The sequence below is a fragment of the Pseudomonas sp. MWU12-3103b genome (assembly GCF_023100615.1).
GTDB classification, from domain to species: Bacteria; Pseudomonadota; Gammaproteobacteria; order Pseudomonadales; family Pseudomonadaceae; genus Aquipseudomonas; species Aquipseudomonas putida_A.
The window spans coordinates 43,923-65,281 of sequence record NZ_JALMEY010000004.1; the positions used below are offsets into that span (position 1 = coordinate 43,923).

At 63.1% G+C, this 21,359-nt stretch carries 15 protein-coding genes; 11 read left to right on the top strand and 4 right to left on the bottom strand.

Annotation, left to right across the window (positions count from 1 at the left end; translation table 11 throughout):
• The first annotated feature begins 108 nt into the window (after positions 1-108).
• The 4 genes from M0808_RS08260 to M0808_RS08275 all read left to right on the top strand — a co-directional run bounded on the left by M0808_RS08260 (position 109) and on the right by M0808_RS08275 (position 5,451).
• Positions 109-1,026 carry a LysR family transcriptional regulator gene (locus M0808_RS08260; RefSeq protein WP_247840672.1) on the top strand — a complete coding sequence of 306 codons (918 nt, stop codon included), beginning with the start codon at positions 109-111 and terminating at the stop codon, positions 1,024-1,026.
• Positions 1,027-1,244: 218 nt separating this feature from the next.
• Positions 1,245-2,783, top strand: a complete 1,539-nt coding sequence (locus M0808_RS08265) for an MFS transporter (protein WP_247840674.1) — start codon at positions 1,245-1,247, stop codon at positions 2,781-2,783.
• Positions 2,784-2,809: 26 nt separating this feature from the next.
• Positions 2,810-3,880, top strand: coding sequence for an HlyD family secretion protein (locus M0808_RS08270; RefSeq protein WP_139053657.1), 1,071 nt, complete (start codon positions 2,810-2,812; stop codon positions 3,878-3,880).
• Positions 3,877-5,451: an efflux transporter outer membrane subunit gene (locus M0808_RS08275; RefSeq protein WP_247840675.1), complete on the top strand. Its 1,575-nt coding sequence runs from the start codon at positions 3,877-3,879 to the stop codon at positions 5,449-5,451. Before M0808_RS08270 ends, M0808_RS08275 begins: the two co-directional genes overlap by 4 nt.
• Positions 5,452-5,546: 95 nt before the next feature.
• On the opposite strand, the gene M0808_RS08280 is transcribed toward M0808_RS08275, so the two are convergent.
• Together M0808_RS08280 and M0808_RS08285 are read right to left on the bottom strand one after the other, a co-directional pair.
• On the bottom strand, positions 5,547-5,852 hold the full coding sequence (locus M0808_RS08280) for an XRE family transcriptional regulator (RefSeq protein ID WP_098966556.1): 306 nt from the start codon (positions 5,850-5,852) through the stop codon (positions 5,547-5,549).
• The gene (locus tag M0808_RS08285) at positions 5,845-6,210 is read right to left on the bottom strand and encodes a type II toxin-antitoxin system RelE/ParE family toxin (RefSeq protein ID WP_047290723.1); all 366 of its coding nucleotides are present in this window, start codon (positions 6,208-6,210) and stop codon (positions 5,845-5,847) included. Before M0808_RS08285 ends, M0808_RS08280 begins: the two co-directional genes overlap by 8 nt.
• Positions 6,211-6,379: 169 nt before the next feature.
• Between M0808_RS08285 and M0808_RS08290 the strand changes: the two genes are divergently transcribed.
• The 4 genes from M0808_RS08290 to M0808_RS08305 are packed head-to-tail and all read left to right on the top strand — an operon-like array spanning position 6,380 to position 11,078.
• Positions 6,380-7,159 carry an efflux RND transporter periplasmic adaptor subunit gene (locus M0808_RS08290; RefSeq protein WP_247840677.1) on the top strand — a complete coding sequence of 260 codons (780 nt, stop codon included), beginning with the start codon at positions 6,380-6,382 and terminating at the stop codon, positions 7,157-7,159.
• Positions 7,156-8,475 (top strand): HlyD family efflux transporter periplasmic adaptor subunit, encoded by a 1,320-nt coding sequence (locus tag M0808_RS08295; protein WP_098966560.1) that lies wholly within the window; start codon positions 7,156-7,158, stop codon positions 8,473-8,475. The genes M0808_RS08290 and M0808_RS08295 overlap by 4 nt, the downstream gene beginning before the upstream one ends.
• Complete coding sequence (locus M0808_RS08300; RefSeq protein ID WP_247840679.1) at positions 8,476-10,572, top strand: efflux RND transporter periplasmic adaptor subunit; 2,097 nt, start codon at positions 8,476-8,478, stop codon at positions 10,570-10,572.
• Between the two features lie 11 nt (positions 10,573-10,583).
• Entirely contained in the window at positions 10,584-11,078 is a 495-nt protein-coding gene (locus M0808_RS08305) for a GNAT family N-acetyltransferase (protein WP_098966563.1), read from the top strand.
• A 9-nt stretch (positions 11,079-11,087) separates the two neighbouring features.
• Here the strand turns inward: M0808_RS08305 and M0808_RS08310 are convergent, their stop codons facing one another.
• Both M0808_RS08310 and M0808_RS08315 read right to left on the bottom strand, forming a co-directional pair.
• Positions 11,088-11,399 carry a hypothetical protein gene (locus M0808_RS08310; protein ID WP_098966565.1) on the bottom strand — a complete coding sequence of 104 codons (312 nt, stop codon included), beginning with the start codon at positions 11,397-11,399 and terminating at the stop codon, positions 11,088-11,090.
• Positions 11,400-11,455: 56 nt separating this feature from the next.
• Positions 11,456-12,043, bottom strand: a complete 588-nt coding sequence (locus tag M0808_RS08315) for a tail fiber protein (RefSeq protein WP_098966567.1) — start codon at positions 12,041-12,043, stop codon at positions 11,456-11,458.
• Positions 12,044-12,285: 242 nt separating this feature from the next.
• Between M0808_RS08315 and M0808_RS08320 the strand changes: the two genes are divergently transcribed.
• The 3 genes from M0808_RS08320 to M0808_RS08330 all read left to right on the top strand — a co-directional run bounded on the left by M0808_RS08320 (position 12,286) and on the right by M0808_RS08330 (position 21,314).
• Positions 12,286-13,881 (top strand): glycosyltransferase family 39 protein, encoded by a 1,596-nt coding sequence (locus M0808_RS08320; protein ID WP_098966569.1) that lies wholly within the window; start codon positions 12,286-12,288, stop codon positions 13,879-13,881.
• Positions 13,882-14,019: 138 nt separating this feature from the next.
• Entirely contained in the window at positions 14,020-14,865 is an 846-nt protein-coding gene (locus tag M0808_RS08325; RefSeq protein WP_098966570.1) for a sulfotransferase, read from the top strand.
• Positions 14,866-15,002: 137 nt separating this feature from the next.
• Positions 15,003-21,314, top strand: coding sequence for an Ig-like domain-containing protein (locus tag M0808_RS08330; RefSeq protein WP_247840937.1), 6,312 nt, complete (start codon positions 15,003-15,005; stop codon positions 21,312-21,314).
• The last annotated feature ends 45 nt before the right edge of the window (positions 21,315-21,359 follow it).

Sequence of the window (21,359 nt, forward strand, 5' to 3'; positions counted from 1 at the left end):
GTGGGAGCGGGCTTGCTCGCGAAGGCGTCCTTTCAGCCGCCGTCAAATTTGAAGGATGTTTGCTAGCATTGCACCCAGATCAATCCAGATCAGCCAAGAGTGCTCAGCATGCAACTCCCGGACATGAACCTTCTGGTCGCCCTCGACGCTCTGCTCGACGAAGGCAGTGTGGTTGGCGCCGCGCGGCGGATGAACCTCAGCCCCGCCGCCATGAGCCGCACGCTGACGCGGATCCGCGAGGCGATCGGCGATCCGATCCTGGTGCGCGCCGGTCGCGGCCTGGTGCCAACCCCCAAAGCCCTGGAATTGCGCGAGCAGGTGCGCGATGTGGTGGAACAGGCGGCGCTGTTGTTTCGCTCCGCCGACCATGTGGAACTTGGCACCCTGCGCCGGCGCTTCAGCATCCGCGCCAACGACTTTTTCATTGGCGTATATGGCGGCAAGCTGTTCGATACCCTCGACCAGCAGGCGCCACACTGCGAGTTGCGCTTCGTCCCCGAGGGCGACGGCGACGACGAAGCGCTGCGCGAAGGTCGGATTGATCTGAGTGTCAGCAACACCCGTCCGGTAACCCCGGAAGTCAAAGTGCAGAACCTGTTCTCCACGCATTTCGTCGGTCTGGTGCGTGAGGATCATCCGTTGCTCGACGGCGAAATCACCGCCGAGCGCTATGCCGGCTACTCGCATATCAGCATGTCGCGCCGTGGCATTGCTCGCGGCCCCATCGACACCGCGTTGAACGCCTTGGGTCTGGAGCGGCGGGTGGCGGTGATTGCGCCAAGCTTCCACGCGGCGATGTTTGCCTTGCCCGATTCCGACCTGATCCTGCCGGTGCCCAAGGAAGCGTTGCTCAGCGTGCGCCGACTGGGCCTGAAGCTGCGCTCGTTCAACCTGCCGATCCCGTTGCCGACGCTGATGCTGACTCAGGCCTGGCATCCGCGCTTCGACAAGGACCCGGCGCACCGCTGGCTGCGTGAAACCCTCAAGGCGTGTTGTGACGAGACGTGGCTGGCTGCCCAGCCATGATACAAGCAGAGTCCGCGTGGGAGGGGGCTTGCTCCCGAAGGCGTCGTGTCAGGCACCGCACAGGTTGAATGATCCACCGCTTTCGCGAGCAAGCCCGCTCCCACATTGGATATTCATTGCTGCACTGAGCGCACTTATAACCTGCCAATAAGTCAATTTTCGTCAGCAGTAAGCCTTACTAAAATGCTCCGGTATTTTTCCTTCCGGAGTGTGTATCCATGACATCCCTGTCGGTTCCGGCGCCCATTGCTGCGGCCAGTCCGGCGACGGCGGCTGCGCCACCGGTGTTCGGGGCGCGAATCATCACCGGCCTGGTTGGCGTGCTGCTGGCGGTGCTGGTCTCGGGTCTCAACGAGATGGTGACCAAAGTCGCTTTGGCCGACATCCGTGGCGCGTTGAACATTGGTTACGACGAAGGCACCTGGCTGGTGTCCTGCTATGCCGCGACCTCGGTGGCGGCGATGGCGTTTGCGCCGTGGTGCTCGGTGACCTTCTCGCTGCGCCGTTTCACCCTCTGCGCGATCAGCCTGTTCACGCTGCTCGGCGTGCTGTGCCCGTTCGCCCCGAATTACGAAAGCCTGCTGCTGATGCGCACCCTGCAAGGGCTGGCCGGCGGCGCGTTGCCGCCGATGCTGATGACCGTTGCGCTGCGCTTTCTGCCGGCCAATTTCAAACTCTATGGTCTGGCCGGTTATGCGCTGACGGCGACGTTCGGCCCGGGTCTCGGCACGCCGCTGGCTGGCTTATGGAGTGAATACGTCGGCTGGCAGTGGACGTTCTGGCAAATCATCGTGCCGTGCCTGATTGCCATGGCAATGGTCGCTTGGGGGATTCCGCAGGATCCGCTGCGCCTGGAGCGCCTCAAGACCTTCAACTGGAAAGGCCTGCTGCTGGGTTTTCCGGCGATCTGCATGCTGGTGATCGGCTTGCTCCAGGGCAACCGGCTGGACTGGTTCGAGTCGAGCCTGATCTGCGGTTTGCTCGGCGCCGGTTCGCTGTTGCTGGTGGCGTTTCTGATCAATGAATGGTCGCAGCCGATTCCGTTTTTCAAGTTGCAGATGCTCGGCATCCGCAACCTGTCGTTTGCACTGATGACCCTGGCCGGGGTGCTGGTGGTGTTGCAGTCGGTGGTGCTGATCCCGTCGAGCTATCTGGCGCAGATCCAGGGTTATCGCCCGGTGCAGACCGCGCCGATCATGCTGATCGCCGCGTTGCCGCAGTTGATCGCACTGCCGCTGGTGGCGGCGCTGTGCAACTTGCGCTGGGTCGATTGCCGCTGGGTGCTCGGCATCGGTTTGAGCATGTTGACCCTGTCCTGCCTGGGCGGCTCGCTGCTGACTTCGGAGTGGATCCGCGACAATTTCTACGTCCTGCAATGGCTGCAGATTTTCGGTCAGCCAATGTCGGTGCTGCCGCTGTTGATGCTCTCGACCGGCAGCATCCAGCCGCAGGACGGGCCGTTCGCCTCCGCGTGGTTCAACACGGTGAAAGGCCTGGCGGCGGTGATCGCCACCGGAGTCATTGAGGCGCTGACCACCGCGCGCCTGCATTTCCACTCGACCATGTTGATCGACAACCTCGGCAACTCACCGCTGGCCGATCGCAGCGACCCGGGCCTCGCCCATCGCCTGCACGAACAGGCCGTGGTGCTGACTTCGTCCGATCTCTATGTGTGCATGGCCGGCGTCGCGGTGGCGCTGATCCTGCTGATTTTCTGGCTGCCGACGCGGATCTTTCCGCCCCGTGCGCCGACCTGATTGCTTCACTGATACCGAAGGTTTTTATGACGACTCAAGCAAAGCAAAAACTCGCGGTGGCCGTGGCGGCCGCACTGGCGGTCGGCGTGTTGCTGTACCTGGCGGTGCCGGGACTGTTCGGCAAGCGCACCCAGCAAAACACCAACGATGCGTTTGTTTCCGCCGACTTCACCCTAGTGGTGCCGCGTGTGGCCGGATTCATCAAGGAAGTGCTGGTGGAAGACAACCAGCAGGTCAAGGCCGGGCAGTTGCTGGCGCTGATCGATGATCGCGATTTGCGCGCCGCCGCTGAAGCGGCCGATGCGCAAACTTTGGTCGCCCGCGCTCAGCTGCAAAACGCCAAGGCGACGCTGGAGCGGCAGACCTCGGTGATTGCTCAGGCGCAGGCCTCGGTGGTCTCGGCCAAGGCAGAAATGGCCTTCGCCCAGCAGGAACTCAATCGCTACAACCACCTCGCCGGTGTAGGTGCCGGCACGGTGCAGAACGCGCAACAGGCCCGCACGCGTATTGATCAGGCGAGCGCTCGGCTCGACACTGCCAGCGCGAAACTGGCGGCTGAGCGCAAGCAGGTAGAGATTCTCACCGCGCAGCGCGATGCTGCCGAAGGCAATCTGAAGCATGCGCAAGCGGCGCTGGAAATCGCCAGTTTCGAGCTGTCCTACACCCGGATCACCGCGCCGCAGGACGGCATGATCGGCGAGCGTGCTGTGCGCGTCGGCGCTTATGTCACGCCGGGCAGCAAGCTGCTGGCGGTGGTGCCGTTGCAGCAGGCGTATGTGGTCGCCAATTTTCAAGAAACCCAACTGACGGACGTGCAGCCGGGCCAGCACGTGCAGGTGCGCGTCGACAGCCTTGGTGGCGAGGCCTTGAGCGGTCGCGTCGAAAGCATCGCCCCGGCGACTGGCGTGACATTCGCCGCGGTGAAACCGGACAACGCCACGGGTAACTTCACCAAGGTCGTGCAGCGGATTCCGGTGAAGATCGTGCTTGAACCGGGTCAGCCGTTGGCCGAGCGTTTGCGTGTGGGCATGTCGGTGGAGGCGAGTATCGATACTCGCCGTTCGGCGTCGGCGGAACGTGAGGTGACTCAGCGATGAACAGCGTTGATAGAACTGACGCCTTCGCGAGCAAGCCCGCTCCCACAGGGATCTCCGTTTGGAACAAAGATCTCCAGCAACCTGCCAATCACCCGTGGGAGCGGGCTTGCTCGCGAAGAGGCCAGTGGCAGCAACTCGCACTCGGTGCCTTGCTCGCTCTTGGCCTCAGCGCCTGCACCGTCGGCCCGGACTTCCGCAAGCCCGAAGCCACACAGATCGCCGACTGGGCCAAACCCGCCAAGTCCGCCCCCAGCCAAGCCGTCAGCGAACCGTTGAACGAACGCTGGTGGGAGGTTTTTCACGACCCGCAACTCTCAGCCCTGACCCAGCGGGCGATGAACAGCAACCTCGATCTGCAACTGGCCAGCAGCCGCTTGCAACAAAGCCGTGCCGCGCGCCAGGTGATCACCGCGGATCGCTACCCGAACACCGCCGCTACCGGCAGCTACGCGCGTAAACGCAACAGTGGTGAAGGCCTGAATGACCCGTCCGGGCACAACGGCGATTCCGCCTTCAACCTGTGGGACGCCGGTTTCTCCGCGTCCTGGGAACTGGATTTCTGGGGCCGCGTGCGCCGTGAAACCGAAGCCGCCGATGCCAACCTCGAAGTCGCCGAAAACGACCGTCGCGGCGTGCTGCTCGCGGTCCTCGCCGACACCGCACAGAACTACATCCAGCTGCGCGGCGTGCAGAACACCCGCGCGGTCACCGAGCAGAACCTCGACGTCGCCCGGCACAGCCTCAAACTGTCGCAACTGCGCCTCAACGACGGTGTGGCGACCGATCTGGACGTCGCCGAAGCCGCCGCGCAGGTCGCGGCCATCGAATCGCGCCTGCCGGCCCTTGAGCAGCGTCAGTCGCAATTGATCAACGCGATCAGCCTGCTGATGGGCGAACCGCCGCAGGCCCTGGCCAAGGAGTTATCCACAGACGCTGCGGTGCCGCAGTCACCGCTGCAAGTCGCCATCGGCCTGCCGTCACAGCTGGCCGAACGCCGTCCGGACATTCGGCAGGCCGAGGCGCGTCTGCATGCCGCCACCGCCAACATCGGCGTGGCCAAGGGTGATTTCTATCCGCGCATCACCCTGTCCGGCAACCTCGGCTCGCAAGCGATGCAACTGAGCGATTTCGGCTCCTGGGGCTCGCGCGCGTTCGGTATCGGCCCGCAATTGAGCCTGCCGCTGTTCGACGGCGGACGCCTGCGCGGCATGTTGCAACTGCGCGAGGCCCAGCAACAGGAAGCGGCCATCGCCTACCAGCAGACCGTGCTGCGCGCCTGGCATGAAATCGACGACCAATTGACGGCTTACAACGCCAGCCAACGCCGCCGCGACAGCCTCGCCGAAGCCGTACGCCAGAACCAGATCGCCCTGCGCACCGCACAGCAGCAGTACGTCGAAGGCGTGGTCGATTTCGTCAACGTCCTCACCGTTCAAGGCGCGTTGCTGGCGACTCAGGAGCAGTGGGTGGAGAGCTCGACCGGGGTGTCGCTGGCGATGGTCGGGTTGTACAAGGCGCTGGGTGGGGGATGGGAGGCGGTGTATCCGGTGGGGGAGGTGGCGCGGCGCTGAGATTGCGCCTGAGGGAGCAAATCGGCGAATTCGATTGGCCACTATACGGCTATTGCACAGTGGAAGATTCACAGGTTGAAGCGGGTTATGGCTGTTCAGCCTGCGAAATTTTCGATTTTGATTTGCCCGTCGGGAAAGGTCGCGATGATTTCAAGTTCGCCACCCATTGCCCGGATATAGTTGCGCAGCGTGCTGATGTACATATCGGTACGGCGCTCCATTTTCGAGATGGCCGCTTGGTTGACGTGCAGCATTTCAGCAAGCGTGGCCTGGCTCAAGGCCTTGGCTTGTCGCAGTTCGTTAAGCGGCATTTCCTTGATGTGTTGTTCGTAGATCGAATCGGCAAGCGCCCGTGCTTCGGGTGTCATGCGTGCTTCGAGGTCGGCGAATTTCTTAGCCATTGTTGCAACCCTCTTTGCGCAATGTTTCGAGATGCTCATCGTACAGTCGATCGGCGAGCGGGACGTTGAGTTCATACCAGCGGTCCTGACCGGTTTTATCTCCACCGATCAAAAGCAACGCGCAGCGTCTTGGATCAAACGCATAGAGCACGCGATACGGTCGCCCGCCATGCTGGACGCGCAATTCCCGTAAATGACCATGCCGCGCGCCATTGATTGCACTGCTATGCGGAAAACGCAGGCCTGGGCCGAATTGCCCAAGCAGTTTGACGCTTGCCGCCACAGAACTCTGCTCGCTCTCAGTCAGTTCTTCCCACCAGTTGCCGAACTCGTCGGTGTATTCGATATCCCAATTCATGGGCACTAATATGAGTGTTATGGAATATTCCATCAAAGTCATATTTTCGATGGGTTGACCATAGCGCTTCGGTCGGATTACAGCAAGCGTAACGGCACAGTGATGGCCTTTCGCTTGACGCTAATCCCCGCTGTCGTAGACTCCGCTCATCCGTCAGGGAGTAGCGGTTATGCAGCGTTTGCGCGGTTGGGTTATCGGATTGACCTTTGTTACGTGTGCAGTTCAGGCGCAAACGCCCGGGCCAGACGATCCGCTGCTGGATAACGCAGCGCCTGCGGCAACCACGGCGAGCAGTGAAGCGCGGGGTGTGTTGCGGGCGCGGGATCAGGCGGTGCTGGCCAGTGAGTTGTCGGGGCGGATTGTCGAGTTGCCGTTCAGCGAGGGCGAGTCGTTCAAGAAGGGCGATGTGCTGGCGAAGTTCGATTGCTCGGCGTATCAGGCTCAGCTCAATGCAGCGCAGGCTGCCAATCGCGGTGCCGGTGAGGAGTTGGCGCACAACCGGCAGTTGGCCGCGCTCAATTCCGTCGGGCGTTTCGAAGTGGCGCGGGCCGAGGCCAAGGTCAGCGAAACCCAGGCGCAATCTCAGGTTTATCAGGTTCAGGTCAAACGCTGCAGCGTGGTCGCGCCATTCGACGGACAAGTGGTCGAGCGCAAGGTCCAGCGTTTCGAAAGCGTGGCGGCCGGCGCGCCGCTGCTGGACGTGGTGGACAACCGCACCCTGGAGATCCACTTGTTGGTGCCGTCGCGCTGGATGGCCAGGCTTAAACCCGGCCAGACCTTCAGCTTTGTCCCCGACGAAACCGGCCAGCCGCTTGATGCCACGGTCAAACGCCTCGGTGCGCGCATCGACGAAGGCAGCCAGACACTGTTGCTGGTCGCCACACTTCCCGAAGCCAAGGGCTTGCTCGCCGGCATGAGCGGCACGGCGCACTTTGCGGAGCTTAAATGAACGCCCCGGTAGCCGGCGCTGCCGAGCAGGTGTTCGCGCGGTTCCTTGACCTCGAACGCCAGACCCGCGCCGCCCGCGATGCCTCGCAACTGGCCTACAGTCTGGTCAATGACGGCCAGTCGTTGTTCGGCTTTCGTCATGCAGCGCTGCTGATCGCCGGCAAGGTACAGGCGGTGACCGGCGTCAGCGCGGTGGAGCCGAATGCGCCGTTCGTGGCGTTTGTCGAGCAAGCCGTGACGCAGTTGTTCCAGCAGGATGTGCTGAAGCAGGCGCGGGTGATTACCCCGCAACTGCTTGCCGAGTCGATTCAGGCCGACTGGCGCTCGCTGTCGGCGGCGCAGGTGTTCTGGCTGCCGCTGATCGACCGCCAGGGCGAGGTGTTCGGCGGTCTGTGGCTGGCCCGCGATGTGCCGTGGAATCCTTCCGAACAAGTGCTGCTGTCGCAACTGGGCGACACCTACAGTCACGCCTGGCTGGCGCTGCAGCCGCGCAAACCGTGGCGCCTGCGCTGGACGCGCAAGCGTCAGGTGGCGTTGGTGGCGGTGCTGTTGCTCGGGTTGCTGATCCCGGTGCGCCAGTCGGTACTGGCCCCGGCGGAGGTGGTGCCGCAGGGCGGGCGCGTGGTCGCGGCGCCGCTGGACGGGGTGATCGCCGAGTTTTTGGTCAAGCCCAATCAACCGGTGAAAACCGGCGACCTGCTGCTGCGATTTGAAAGCACCACCCTCAAGGCCCAGGCCGATGTGGCCGAGCGTGCCTTGGGCGTGGCGGAAGCGGAACTGAAATCCAACTCGCAACGTTCATTTGCCGATGCCGAATCCAGTGCCAGGGTCGATTTGCTCGCCGCCCGTGCCGAGCAAAAACGCGCCGAGCGCGATTACGCCCGCGAGTTGCTGGCGCGCAGCGAAGTGCGCGCGGAGCGTGACGGCATTGCAGTGTTCGCCGATGCCGAGCGCCTGACCGGCAGACCGGTGCAGACCGGCGAGCGGTTGATGGAAATCGCCGACCCGAATCAGGCCGAACTGCGCATCGAGCTGGCGGTGGGCGACGCGATTGCGCTGGCGCCGGGTGCCGAAGTCGCGCTGTTTCTCGACAGCGATCCGTTGCAGCGCCACCTCGCCACGCTGGAGCGCTCGGCTTACGAGGCGCAACCGACGGCGGGCGGGCAACTGGCTTATCGACTGGATGCCAATTTTGCTGATGCGCCACCGCGTATCGGCCTGCGCGGCACGGCAAAAATTTTCGGTGATCGCGCCCCGCTGGCCTTGTACCTGCTGCGCCGCCCTCTGGCCGGTCTGCGCCAGAGCGTGGGCCTGTAAATGTATCTGCCGAGCCTGCGTGCCGACCTGCAACTGTCGCCCGCGGCGCCGGCACTGGACGGTTCACCGCGCTGGACCCTGGCCGATCCGGTGCGCGGTCGCTATTTCAAACTCGGCACAGCGGCGATGCGTCTGCTGCGCCATTGGTCGCTGGGCGATGCCGAACAGGTGCTGCGCGCCGCCAACCGCGAACCGGGCTTGCCGCTGGACGGCGTCGAGCTGGAGCAACTGCTGACATTTCTGCGGGGGCATGATCTGATCAGCGCCCTCGACGATCAGCAGCGTGCCAGTTACTCGCTCAAGGCCCTCGCGCAACGCCAGAGCCTGTGGAAAATCCTGCTGCATCAATACCTGTTTTTCCGTATTCCGCTGTGGCGCCCGGACGCCTTTCTCAACCGCGCCTGGCCCTGGCTGGAGCGCTTCGGCCCGCGGGTGTTGCGCTACGGTTTGCCGCTGACGCTGGGTCTGGGAGTGTTTCTGGTGTCGCGGGACTGGCAGCGCTTTGTCGGTACTTTCCCGCACCTGTTCAGCCTTGGCGGCGCATTGGCGTTCGGCGTTGCGTTGTTCTTTGCCAAGCTGTGCCACGAGTTCGGCCATGCTTTCATGGCCAAGCGCGCCGGGTGTCGGGTGCAGAGCATGGGCGTGGCGTTCATGGTCTTGCTGCCGATGTTTTACACCGATGTCAGCGATGCCTGGCGGGTCAACGATCGGCGTGCGCGGCTGCTGATCGGTGCCGGTGGGGTGCTCGCGGAACTGCTGCTGGCGTGCATCGCGCTGCTGGCCTGGTCGCTGTTGCCCGATGGCCCCGGGCGCACGGCAGCGTTCATGCTCGCCAGCGCCACGTGGATCACTACACTGGTGGTCAACCTCAACCCGTTCATGCGTTTTGATGGTTATTTTCTGCTCAGTGATCTGTGGGAGGTCGACAACCTTCAGGGGCGAGCCTTTGCCCTGTGTCGCTGGCGGTTACGCGAATTTTTGTTCGGCTATGGCGCTCCGGCGCCGGAGCCTTGGTCGCCGAAGATGCAACGGCGCTTGCTGATCTGGGGGTATGGCTCGTGGTTGTGGCGCGCGGCGTTGTTTTTCGGGATCGCGCTGGCGGTCTATCACCTGTTCTTCAAGGTGTTGGGGATTTTCCTCATGCTGGTGGAACTGGTCTGGTTCATCGTCCTGCCGATCATGAATGAGTGGCGCCAGTGGTGGAGCCGCCGCGAACAGGCCCACGGTGCGCGTGTGCTGCTCAGCAGCCTGGCTGTGCTTGGTCTGCTGCTGGTGCTGATCGTGCCGTGGCGCAGCGCGGTGGAACTGCCGACGATGCTTGAGAGCGGCCGGGCCAGTGCGTTGCATGCGCCGGTGGCGGCGCGGGTCAAATCAGTCAAGGTCGCGGATGGCCAGAAAGTCGCTCAGGGCGATGTGCTGATCGAACTGGAGTCGCCGGACCTCGATTCGCAGCAGGCCATCGTCCGTCGGGAAATCCAGATCCAGCAATTGCTGATGCGCCGACAGGCCGGTCGCAGCGAAACCGCTGCCGACGCCAGTATCATCGAGCAACGCCTCGCCGAAGCCGTGGCGCAATATCGTGGTCTGAGCGCTCGACGCGAGCGCCTGCTGTTGCGCGCGCCCCATGCCGGCACTGTGCGTGATCTGCTGCCGAATCTGACGCCGGGGCGCTGGCTGTCGAGCAAGGATGCGCTGGCGCGGGTGGTCGAGGGCGGTTTGCGCCTGCGCGGCTATATCGCCGAGGCCGAGTTGTGGCGGGTCAAACCGGGTGCAACCGGGCGGTTCATCGCCGATGATCCGATGCATCCGGCGATCAGCGTAAAACTGGATGAAATCGATACCAATGGCGTGGCCTATGTCGATCAGGAGGCGCTGACCTCCGATCATCACGGGCCGATTGCCGTGCGCCGTGATCAACAGCAACGAGCCGAGCCTGTACAGGCGCAATATGGCGCGCGATTGACAACGCTGGATCAGCCACCAGCCCCGGTTCAGCCGTTGCGCGGTGTGGTGGTGTTGCAGGGCAGGGGCGAGTCGGTACTCGGCGTGGCCTGGCGCCGGCTGGCGGCGCTGGGGGTCAGGGAAAGCGGTTTCTAGGGAGCGTGAACATGGCGAGCAACGCAGATGTGACGGCAGACGGATTGGTGGTGCGACCTGCGCGGGCCACCGACGAGCCGTTTTTGCACCACCTCTATCAGTCGGCGCGCCCGGATCTGCAATGGATCGACGGCGAGCAGGAAGTGGTGCAGCAAGTGATCGCCCAGCAATTCCAGGTGCAGGAACAGGGCGTGGGTGAAAACCATCCCAACGCCATGCACTACGTCGTGGAAAAACTCGGCACGGCCATCGGTGCACTGAGCACCGACTTCGGCCCCAATGAAATCCGCGTGTTATACATCGCCTTCATCCCCCAGGCGCGGGGCAAGGGTTACGGCCGCGCGGTATTGCAAGGCGTGCAAAAGGCCGCGCAGCAGGTTCGCTGCCCGGTGGCAACGGTGGTCTGGGCCAACAACCCCCACGCGCGGCAACACTATCTGGCGTTGGGCTTTGCGGTGGAGGAGCGTAATCCGGCGGCGGAGCGGCTGGTGTGGTATCCGCAATGAGGCGGGATTTCAGTTGAAGGAAATACAGAAATAACCCAGTTGCGGATCCCGCCCCATTGCTGGCACTCGTGACACGAAAATATCCTCCACTCGCCCCAGTTCCGGCAGTTCCAGTGCGCACAGGCCGTCGACGAACCCGGTCGGCACCAGACTGTTGAATTCGAGGCAGAACGGCATGCGCTCGCTGTAGCGCGTCTTCGCGGCGGGGACTTCGTCGAGGTACTCGATGTGGATCGGCAGCGCCGTGCCATCCGGCAGGTGCAGCGTGTGTTGCTGGCCCAGCAATGCCTGGACGTGTTGGATCTGAACCGTTTGCAACATGGTCTGACTCCAGTGAAGAGAAAAACGGTCGGGGGCCCGAGGCCCCCGACAGTGGTTCAGTTGCGCGAAGGGAACAGCCCGTTCAGGGCAATGCTGAAGTTGACGACCAGAGAGGGGTTGACGATAGGCAACGGCTGACTGCCGCCCGTGGAGGAAATGTCCCCGGTGACAGTCGTGGTCAGGCCTTTGATGGGAACCGGCGTGGCACCTTGGGCATCGGAATAGATGTTCGCCGAGCCAGGGCCGCCGCCGGACGCGCCGATGTACGAGTTGGTGGCGGTCGGCACGGTCGCCGGATTGCTTGCAGGCACAGCCAGTTGCAGGGCGGTGTTGGCAGAAAGGCCGGTCATCGCGTGGGTGTGGTTAGGCATGTTGGCGATCGTGGCCGTGACGTTTTCCGTGCCATACACCTGACCGATGACACGCGGCGTAAGCCCCTGTCCGTTACCCTGTGCCACGGGTACGCGACCTTGCAGGTCAGGCAACTGAAAATTGGTCGTGCCGTTGCCGCCGTAGAAGGTGCCCAGCAAAGCGAACAATGCCTGGTATTGCGAGATGCTCAGGATTTGTCCGTTGCACAAGGCCCAGCCACTGGGGGCGAAGTTGAAGGCGAACGGTTGAATCGTACCCATAAAGACTTCCATGGTTCCTCATCCTTCTGTTATGTGGTCGGCGCGCCGCGCGTTAGCCTTGGTTGCAGGACAGGCACAGATGCTGTGCTGACGCCTTGCGTTTGCGCGGGCAGGTCACGCCAAGCGGTAGCGTAGACCCGGATCGGCGGACTTGCCGGACGTCGTCGTGGCCGCGCGTCGACTTCGACTCTGGCCTACAGTGTGCGCAATGAATGGCGCTGGTTTTTACTCGGTAAATCTGTAAGGGAAGGTTGATGGAAGCGCGTCGCGAGACTCCGCTGGGGGATACCCAGGACCCGTTTGCCGCACCGAATGCCGGTGTCCGGCGTTTATGGCGCTGGGCTCGCCGGCAGTGGCTGATACCGATTCTGTTGTTGGCGACGGTGGTGCGTTTTTATGACCTGAACGCCGCCGCGATCTGGGGCGACGAAGGCTCAAGCCTGTTGCTGGCGAACTATTCGCTGAGTGGTATCTGGGAGCACGCGGCGTTCGACGTGCATCCGCCGTTGTATTTCATGCTGCTGCACGGCTGGATCGGGTTGTTCGGCGACACGATTCTGTCGATCCGCAGCCTCAGCGCGCTGGCCGGCATCGCCACGGTCGGGCTGGGGGTGTGCCTGGTCGATCGCCTGGCCACCCGTCGCGCCGCAATCATTGCCGGGGTGCTGCTGGCGTTGCTGCCGACGGCGGTGCGCTACAGCCAGGAAGTGCGCATGTACTCGCTGCTCGGCCTGCTCCTGATCGGTTCCACACTGGCGCTGATTTGTTGGGTCAGGCGTCCGCAGCGCCACCGGTATCTGCTGATCTATGCATTGCTGATGAGCGCCGCGTTGTACACCCACTACTTCGCCGTATTGGCGGCGCTGAGCCATTGGCTGTATCTGGGGCTGATTCGCCTGCTGCCGGGTTATCGCCTGCGGCATATCCAGCGCAAGGACTGGTGGCTGGCCAATCTGGCCATCGTTGTGCTCTACCTGCCGTGGTTGCCGAACCTGCTTGATCTGACGCAACACATGGAAGAACTCAAGGTCGGTGGCGATGTGGGCTGGGAAGATCCAGTGACCCTGTCCTCGCTGCCGTCGATGATCTGGCTCTGGTTGATCCAGGATGAAGGCGAGCATCTCCCGTTGCTGCTGTTCTGCGGCGTACCGCTGGCTCTGCTGGCGCTGGCGGGCGTGGCCGTGGCCCGCGACCGCAGCGTGAACCATGGCAGCGTCTTGCTGGCGCTTTACACCGGTGTGCCGTTGTTGCTGGTGTTCGCGGTGTCCTTCATCAGTCCGGTGTTCATCGAGCGTTACCTGACAGCCTATGCGCTGGGATTGCCGATGCTGGCGGCGCTGGCCATCGACCGGTTGTACCGCCGCGCTCGTGTGCTGGCAGTGGCGGTTCTGGTGTCATGGGTCGGGGTTGAGCTGGTGGGCGTAAACACCAACGCCACGGTCGACCCGCACGATCAGTTCAATGTCATGGTCGATTACATCAACCGGCATTTCGTCAGCGGTGACCGGATCGTCACCAGCGACATGCTCTGGTATCTCAGTTACGTCTACTACAACCGCACTGACGCTCAGGTGCGCCTGTTTACCCCGCCCGCCGCCGATGGTCGTTCGACGCGCCCGAATCACTACGGTTTCGGCACCCTGGTGTCTGAGGAGGTCTATCTGGATCGACTCGACGACCTGCCCAAGGGCAGTGCTCGCGTCTGGTTGATCGGTGATCTGGATGTGGACGTGCCCGATCCGTTCCGACCCTTGCCGAAAAACTGGCAGTTGCGTGATCAGACCCATGCCGGCGGCGCGAATGCGCGACTTTTTTCGTTGACCACCGATAACGGAACAGCGATGCAATGACTTAAACGGTTCACCTTTTCTTTGGCGATAAAAACAGATCTTCATAGTCCGTTTTGCTCTGTTTTGATATCAAAACACTACTAGTCGAAAGGGTATTGTTGGACTACGCTCGTCGGACAAAAGGACTTACAAAGTAGGGTGAAGGGATTGCAGCAGTTCCACTTTATCTCCGGCTTGCCGCGCTCAGGCTCTACCCTGCTTTCTGCGATTCTTCTGCAGAACCCGCGCTTTCATGCCGGCATGACCAGTCCGGTCGGCGCACTCTTCTCCGGTGTCCTTGAACAATGCAGCGCCGGCAGCGAATTCGGCGCGGTGATCGACACCGAAATGCGCCGGCGCCTGCTGCGCGGGCTGTTCGATTCCTACTATGCCGACAAGGCTGACAAACCGGTGGTGTTCGACACCAACCGGCAGTGGAGTTCGCGCCTGCCGGCGATCAGCGATCTGTTCCCCAAAGCCAAAGTCATTGCCTGCGTGCGCAACGTCGCCTGGGTGATGGACAGCCTGGAACGGTTGTACCGCGCCAATCCTTATGAAAACACCAAGCTGTTCGGCGATGCCGTCGAGCGCAACACCGTCTACAGCCGCTGCGAAACCCTGGCCCAGCGCAATCGTCTGGTTGGTTTTGCCTGGGCGGCGCTCAAGGAAGCCTATTACGGCGAGCACGCCGATTCGCTGCTGATCGTCGATTACGACTTGTTGACCCAGGCCCCGGAGCGGGTGCTGCGGCTGGTCTACGACTTCATTGGCGAACCCTGGTTCGAGCACGATTTCGAACACCTGGCCTATGACGCGCCGGAGTTCGACCAGGCCCTGGGTGTGGCCGGCCTGCACAAGGTCAAACCCAAGGTCGCCCTGCAGTCCCGACGCACGATTCTGCCGCCTGATCTGTTCAAGCAATACGCCGATCTGTCCTTTTGGCTCGATGGCTCAGCCAGCGCTGCCAATGTGATTCGTATGAAGTCCGACGCCGCGATCAGTTGATCGCGGCGTTTTTCATTGATGCGTTTACAACTGTTCGAGTCCGGGTGAGCAACATGTGGTGGAGCAAGCAAAAGTCGCGGGTAACCGAAGGCCAACGGACGCTGGCTGCGCCGCTGATCATGTCGCTGGAACCGCGCATGCTGTTCGACGGCGCTGTCGCGGCCACCGTGGCCGATACCGCTGTGGCCCAGCCCGACAGCCACCCCACTGCCGATGCGGCGAAGGCGCCCACGGCCGATCATCCGTCGGTCAGCAAGGACACCCACGGCCAGGCCGATGCCACGCCGGCTGCCAGCCCTGTCGCCGTACCGGGCCAGAGCGTGGTGTTCGTCGATGCCCGGGTCAAGGATGCCGACAGCCTGCTCAAAGGCGTTGCTCCCGGCGCGCAAGTGGTCAAGCTCGATGCCAGCAAGGACGGCTTGCAGCAGATCGCTGATTACCTCGACCAGCATTCGGGTGTCAGCTCGGTGCAGATCATCGCTCACGGCAACGCCGGTGACCTGTGGCTCGGCAACAGCTATCTGTCGGCGGACAACGTCGCGCAACGCAGTGCAGTGCTGGCGGAAATCGGCAAGGACATGAACGTTGGCGGCGACATCCTCATTTACGGCTGCTACACCGCCGAGGGCGACCGCGGCCTGAGCTTCGTCGACTCGCTGGCACAATTGACCGGCCGCGATGTGGCCGCCTCGAACAACCGCACCGGGGTGGGCGGCGACTGGGATCTGGAAATCGCCACGGGCAGGATCGAGAGCGCCAACGTGCTGTCGGCCCTGTCGATGAGCGAGTACCAGTGGGGCCTCGCCACCTGGACCGCCACCAACAATGCGAACACCGGGGTCGGCTCGTTGCGCGCAGCGCTGGCGTCGGCGCAGAACGGCGACATCGTGACCTTCAGCAGCGGCATGACGGTGCAGCTCACCTCGGAATTGCTGATCAACAAGAACATCACCGTTGATGGCGACCTGAACAACGACGGGGTGGCGGACGTCACCCTCGATGGCCAGTACCGGACGCGGGTGGTGGAAATCACCTCCAGCAGCACGGTGACACTCGATGGTCTGGTCATTACTCGCGGATTGGTCTCGGGCAATGGCGGAAATGGCGGCTATGGCGCAACCGGGGCCATGGGCGGGGGGATTTTCAACGCCGGCGTCCTGACCTTGAACAACGTTTCGGTCACCGGTAACGCGGCGGCCGGTGGTGGCGGTGGTGGGGGTGTCACGGGAGCCAACTACGGCGGCGGCGGTGGCGGTGGCGGCGGCCTCGGTGGTCAGGGCGGCGGCCATGGCGGTACGGCCGGGCCGGGCACCGGGACGTTGGGCGGCCAGGCCGGCAGTGGTGGCGTCGGTGGCTACGGCGGTGGCTACGACGCCACGCACATGGGCGGCCGCGGCGGCTCCACCGTCGGCGGTGCCGGCGGCGTGGGCGTGTCCTATTACAGCAACGGCGGCAATGGCGGCACCGCGAACAACGGCACCATTTCGATTGGCGGCGGCGGTGGCGGCTCCGGCTGGGACAAGGTGGGCGGCGTCGGCGGCAATGCGGCCGGCGGCATTTACAACGCCTCCACCGGCACCCTGAAAATTGTCGGCACCTCGGTCATCAGCAACAACCTCGGTGCGGGCGGTGGTGGCGGCGGTGGTAGCGGCCAGGGCAGCAACAACCTGAACGGCGGCGACGGCGGACGGGGTGTCGGTGCGATCTGGAACCAGGGCGGCACGGTACTGATCACCGCCGCCAACTTCAGCGCCATCAGCGGCAACGCGGCCGGCAGCGGCGCCGGCGGCGCCGAACTGGGCGGCGGCGTGACGGGCTCTGTACCGTTGGCTTTCGCGGCGATCTACAACAATGGCGGCACACTCAATACCGCTTATGTGGAACCACCCACCGCAACCATCGTGATGGCGGACACGGCGTTGAAAATCGGCGAAACCTCGCTGGTGACCATCACCTTCAGCCGCGCGGTCACCGGTTTCACCAACGCCGACCTGACCATTGCCAACGGTACGCTGACAGCGGTCAGCAGCAGCGACGGTGGCCTGACCTGGACCGCGACCTTCACTCCGACCAACAACATCACCGACGCCACCAACCTGATCACCCTCGATAACACCGGGGTCAATGCGATCAGCGACGGCGTGGCGGGCGTCGGCACGACCAGTTCCGTCAACTATGCGATCGATACCGCGCGGCCGACCGTGACCATCGTGATGGCCGACACGGCGTTGAAGATCGGCGACACGTCGCTGGTGACCTTTACCTTCAGCGAAGCGGTCACCGGTTTCACCAACGCCGATCTGACCATCGCCAACGGCACATTGTCGGCAGTCAGCAGCAGCGACGGTGGCATCACCTGGACCGGAACGTTCACCCCGACCGCCAGCATCACCGACACCACCAACCTGATCACTCTGGACAACACCGGTATCGCTGACCTGGCCGGCAACGCTGGCAGCGGCACGACGGATTCGGCCAATTACGTGATCGATACCGTGCGGCCAACCGCGACCATTGTCGTGGCCGACAGCAATCTGGCAGCGGGTGAAACCTCGCTGGTGACCATCACCTTCAGCGAAGCGGTCAGCGGCTTCACCACCGCCGACCTGACGGTGGCCAACGGCACCCTGAGCGGTCTGAGCAGCAGTGACGGCGGCATCACTTGGACCGCCACGCTCACGCCGACCAACAGCATCACCGACACCACCAACCTGATCACCCTGGATAACACCGGGGTCGTCGATCTGGCCGGCAACGCCGGTAGTGGCACCACCAACTCCAATAACTACGCCATCGACACTGCGCGTCCGACCGCGACCATCGTGGTGGCCGACAACAACCTGCGGATCGGCGAAACCTCGCTGGTGACCATCACCTTCAGCGAAGCTGTGACCGGCTTCACCAATGCCGACCTGACCATTGCCAACGGCACGTTGTCGGCGCTCAGCAGCAGCGATGGCGGCATCACCTGGACGGCGACCTTCACGCCGACTGCCAGCATCACTGATGCGACCAATCTGATCACGCTGAACAATACCGGCATCGCTGACCTGAACGGCAACGCCGGCAGCGGCACCACCGACTCCAACAATTACGCCATCGACACCGTGCGCCCGACCGCGACCATCGTGGTGGCTGACAACGCTCTGAAAATCGGCGAAACCTCGCTGGTGACCATTACTTTCAGCGAAGCGGTGTCCGGTTTCACCAACGCCGACCTGACCATTGCCAACGGCACGCTGAGCGCAGTCAGCAGCAGCGACGGCGGCATCACCTGGACCGCGACGTTCACTCCGAGCGCCAGCGTCACCGATACCACCAACCTGATTACCCTGGACAACACCGGCATTGCCGACCTGGCGGGCAACGCCGGTAGCGGCACCACCGACTCCAACAACTACGCCATTGACACCCAGCGCCCGACCGCAACCATCGTGGTCGCCGACAGCAACCTTACGGCCGGCGAAACCTCGTTGGTGACCATCACGTTCAGCGAAGCGGTGAGCGGTTTCACCAACGCCGACCTGACCATCGCCAATGGCACGTTGACGGCGGTGAGTAGCAGCGATGGCGGCATCACCTGGACGGCAACATTCACGCCGAACGTGGGCATCAACGACGCAAGCAACCTGATCACGCTGGCCAATACCGGTATCGCCGACCTGGCGGGCAACGCCGGCAGCGGCACGACCAACTCCAACAACTACACCATCGACACCGTGGTGCCGACCGCGACCATCATCGTGGCGGACTCCAGTCTGAAGATCGGCGAGTCCTCACTGGTGACCATCACCTTCAGCGAAGCGGTGACCGGTTTCAGCAATGCCGACCTGACGATAGCCAACGGCACATTGTCGGCAGTCAGCAGCAGCGACGGTGGCATCACCTGGACAGCGACCTTCACGCCGACCAGCAACATCACCGACGCCACCAACCTGATCACCCTGGACAACGCCGGCGTACAGAACCTGTCGGGCAATGCCGGCAGCGGCACCACCGATTCCAACAATTACTCGATCGACACTCAGCGCCCGACCGCCACCATCGTGGTGGCTGACACCGCGCTCGGCGTCGGCCAGAGCAGTCTGGTGACCATCACCTTCAGCGAAGCGGTGACCGGTTTCACCAACGCCGACCTGACCATCGCCAACGGCACGCTGAGTGCGGTGAGCAGCAGCGACGGCGGCCTCACCTGGACGGCGACGTTAACGCCGGCGGCGGGGATCACCGACACCACCAACCTGATCACCCTGGACAACACCGGCATCGCCGATCTGGCGGGCAACGTCGGCAGCGGTACCACCGATTCCAACAACTATGCGGTCGACAGTCAGCGTCCGACGGCGACCATTGTCATGACCGACAGCGATCTGCGTCCCGGTGAAACCGCGCAGGTGACCATCACCTTCAGTGAGGCCGTGACCGGATTCGACAACTCCGATTTGAGCGTCGCCAACGGCACCCTGAGCAATGTTTCGTCTAGCGACGGCGGCATTACCTGGACGGCCACGTTCACGCCGAACATCGGTATCACCGACCTCACCAACCTGATTGTCCTGAACAACACCGGCATCACCGACCTGGCCGGCAACACCGGCACCGGCACCACCAGTTCGGCCAACTATCAGATCCAGACTCAGGTGCCGACCGCCACCATCGTGGTTGCCGACACGTCGCTCAGGGCCGGGGAAACCTCGCTGGTGACCATCACCTTCAGCGAAGCGGTCAGCGGTTTTGACAACAGCGACCTGACCATCGCCAACGGCACGTTGAGCAATGTCAGCAGCAGCGACGGCGGTATCACCTGGACGGCCACCTTCACGCCGATAGCCAATGTCACCGACGCCATCAACCTGATCACCCTGAACAATGCCGGGGTGGCCAACCTGTCGGGCAACAGCGGCATCGGTACCACCGATTCCAACAACTTCGCCATCGACACCGCGCTGCCGACCGCCACCATCGTGGTTGCCGACAACCGCCTGGGCATCGGTGAAACCACCACAGTGACCATCACCTTCAGCGAGGCGGTGAGCGGGTTTGACCTGTCGGACATCAGCGTCGCCAACGGTGCGCTGTCGAACCTGACCAGCAGCGACGGTGGCGTGACCTGGACGGCGACTTTCACCCCGACAGCCGGCGTCAATGACGCGACCAACCTGATTCTGATCGACACCGCCGGTGTTCAGGATCTGGCCGGCAATGCTGGGGCGAGTATCGCCATCTCCAACAACTACATCCTCGATGCAACCCGGCCGACGGTGGACATCGTGGTCGCCAATCCGCATCTGGGCATCGGCCAGACCACCACGGTGACCTTCACCTTCAGCGAGGCGGTGAGCAATTTCGACCTGTCCGACCTGAGCGTGACCAACGGCGACCTGAGCAATCTGACCAGCAGCGATGGCGGCAAGACCTGGACCGCGACGTTCACCCCGACCGCGAATGTCACCGACCCGAGCAATTTCATTGCGCTGGACACCAGCAACGTCAGCGACCTGGCGGGCAACGCCGGCAGCACGGTGGCGGTGTCGAACAACTACGCCCTCGACAGCGAACGGCCGACCGCCACGGTGGTGGTTGCCAATCCGAATCTGGGTGTGGGCCAGACCTCGCAGGTGACCATCAGCTTCAATGAGGCGGTGACCGGGTTTGATCTCAGTGACATCAATGTCGGCAACGGCACCCTGTCGAACCTGAGCAGCAACGACGGCGGCAAGACCTGGACCGCGACGCTGACCCCGGGCGCCAACATCAACAGCGCCAGTAATGCGATCAGCGTCAACAGCGCCGGGGTCAGTGACCTGTCCGGCAACAGCGGCAGCGGTGTCAGCAGCTCCAATAACTACGCGATCAATACCGTGCCGCCGGCTATTCCGCCAACGGTGCCGACCACGCCGACCAATGGGGTGATTCCCGATCCGCTGTCCCGCAGCAGCGATCCGGTCGCACCGCCGCCGGCCCCGGACGTGCCGTTGCAACCGTTCGTATTTACGCCACCGACCGGCAATCTCGGCTCGCCGCTGACCTTCCCGCCGCTGTTCGAGCAGCGTGTACTGGGCGACGGCATCCGGCCGCTGGGGGACATTTTCATCAATCACGGTGCTCTGAGCCCGAGCTTCATCGCCCAGGTATTCAGCAGCAGCGACGGAAGCGGTGACGGCAGCGGGCACGGCTTCCTCGGTTTCGGTGGCGGTGATGGCGGAGTCTTCGCCAGCAGTACGCTGTCGAGCCTGTTCCACCAGAACGGCGGCGCCGAGCGGGAGGCGCTGAACGCCTTCGACAGTCACTCGCTCAAGGCCGGTGACATTTCCCAAGGGCTGCGCGGGGTATTTGGCGCGCCGACCCTCGGGCAGCAATTGCAACAACTCAAGGACAGCGAGCAGCACCGGGTCGACGACCTGGCAGCGGCATTGCGCCAGGTCGGCATCAGCGAAATGCAGGCCTGAACACACAACTACTCAACACGGTGCGGCACCTAGGGGCGATCCAGG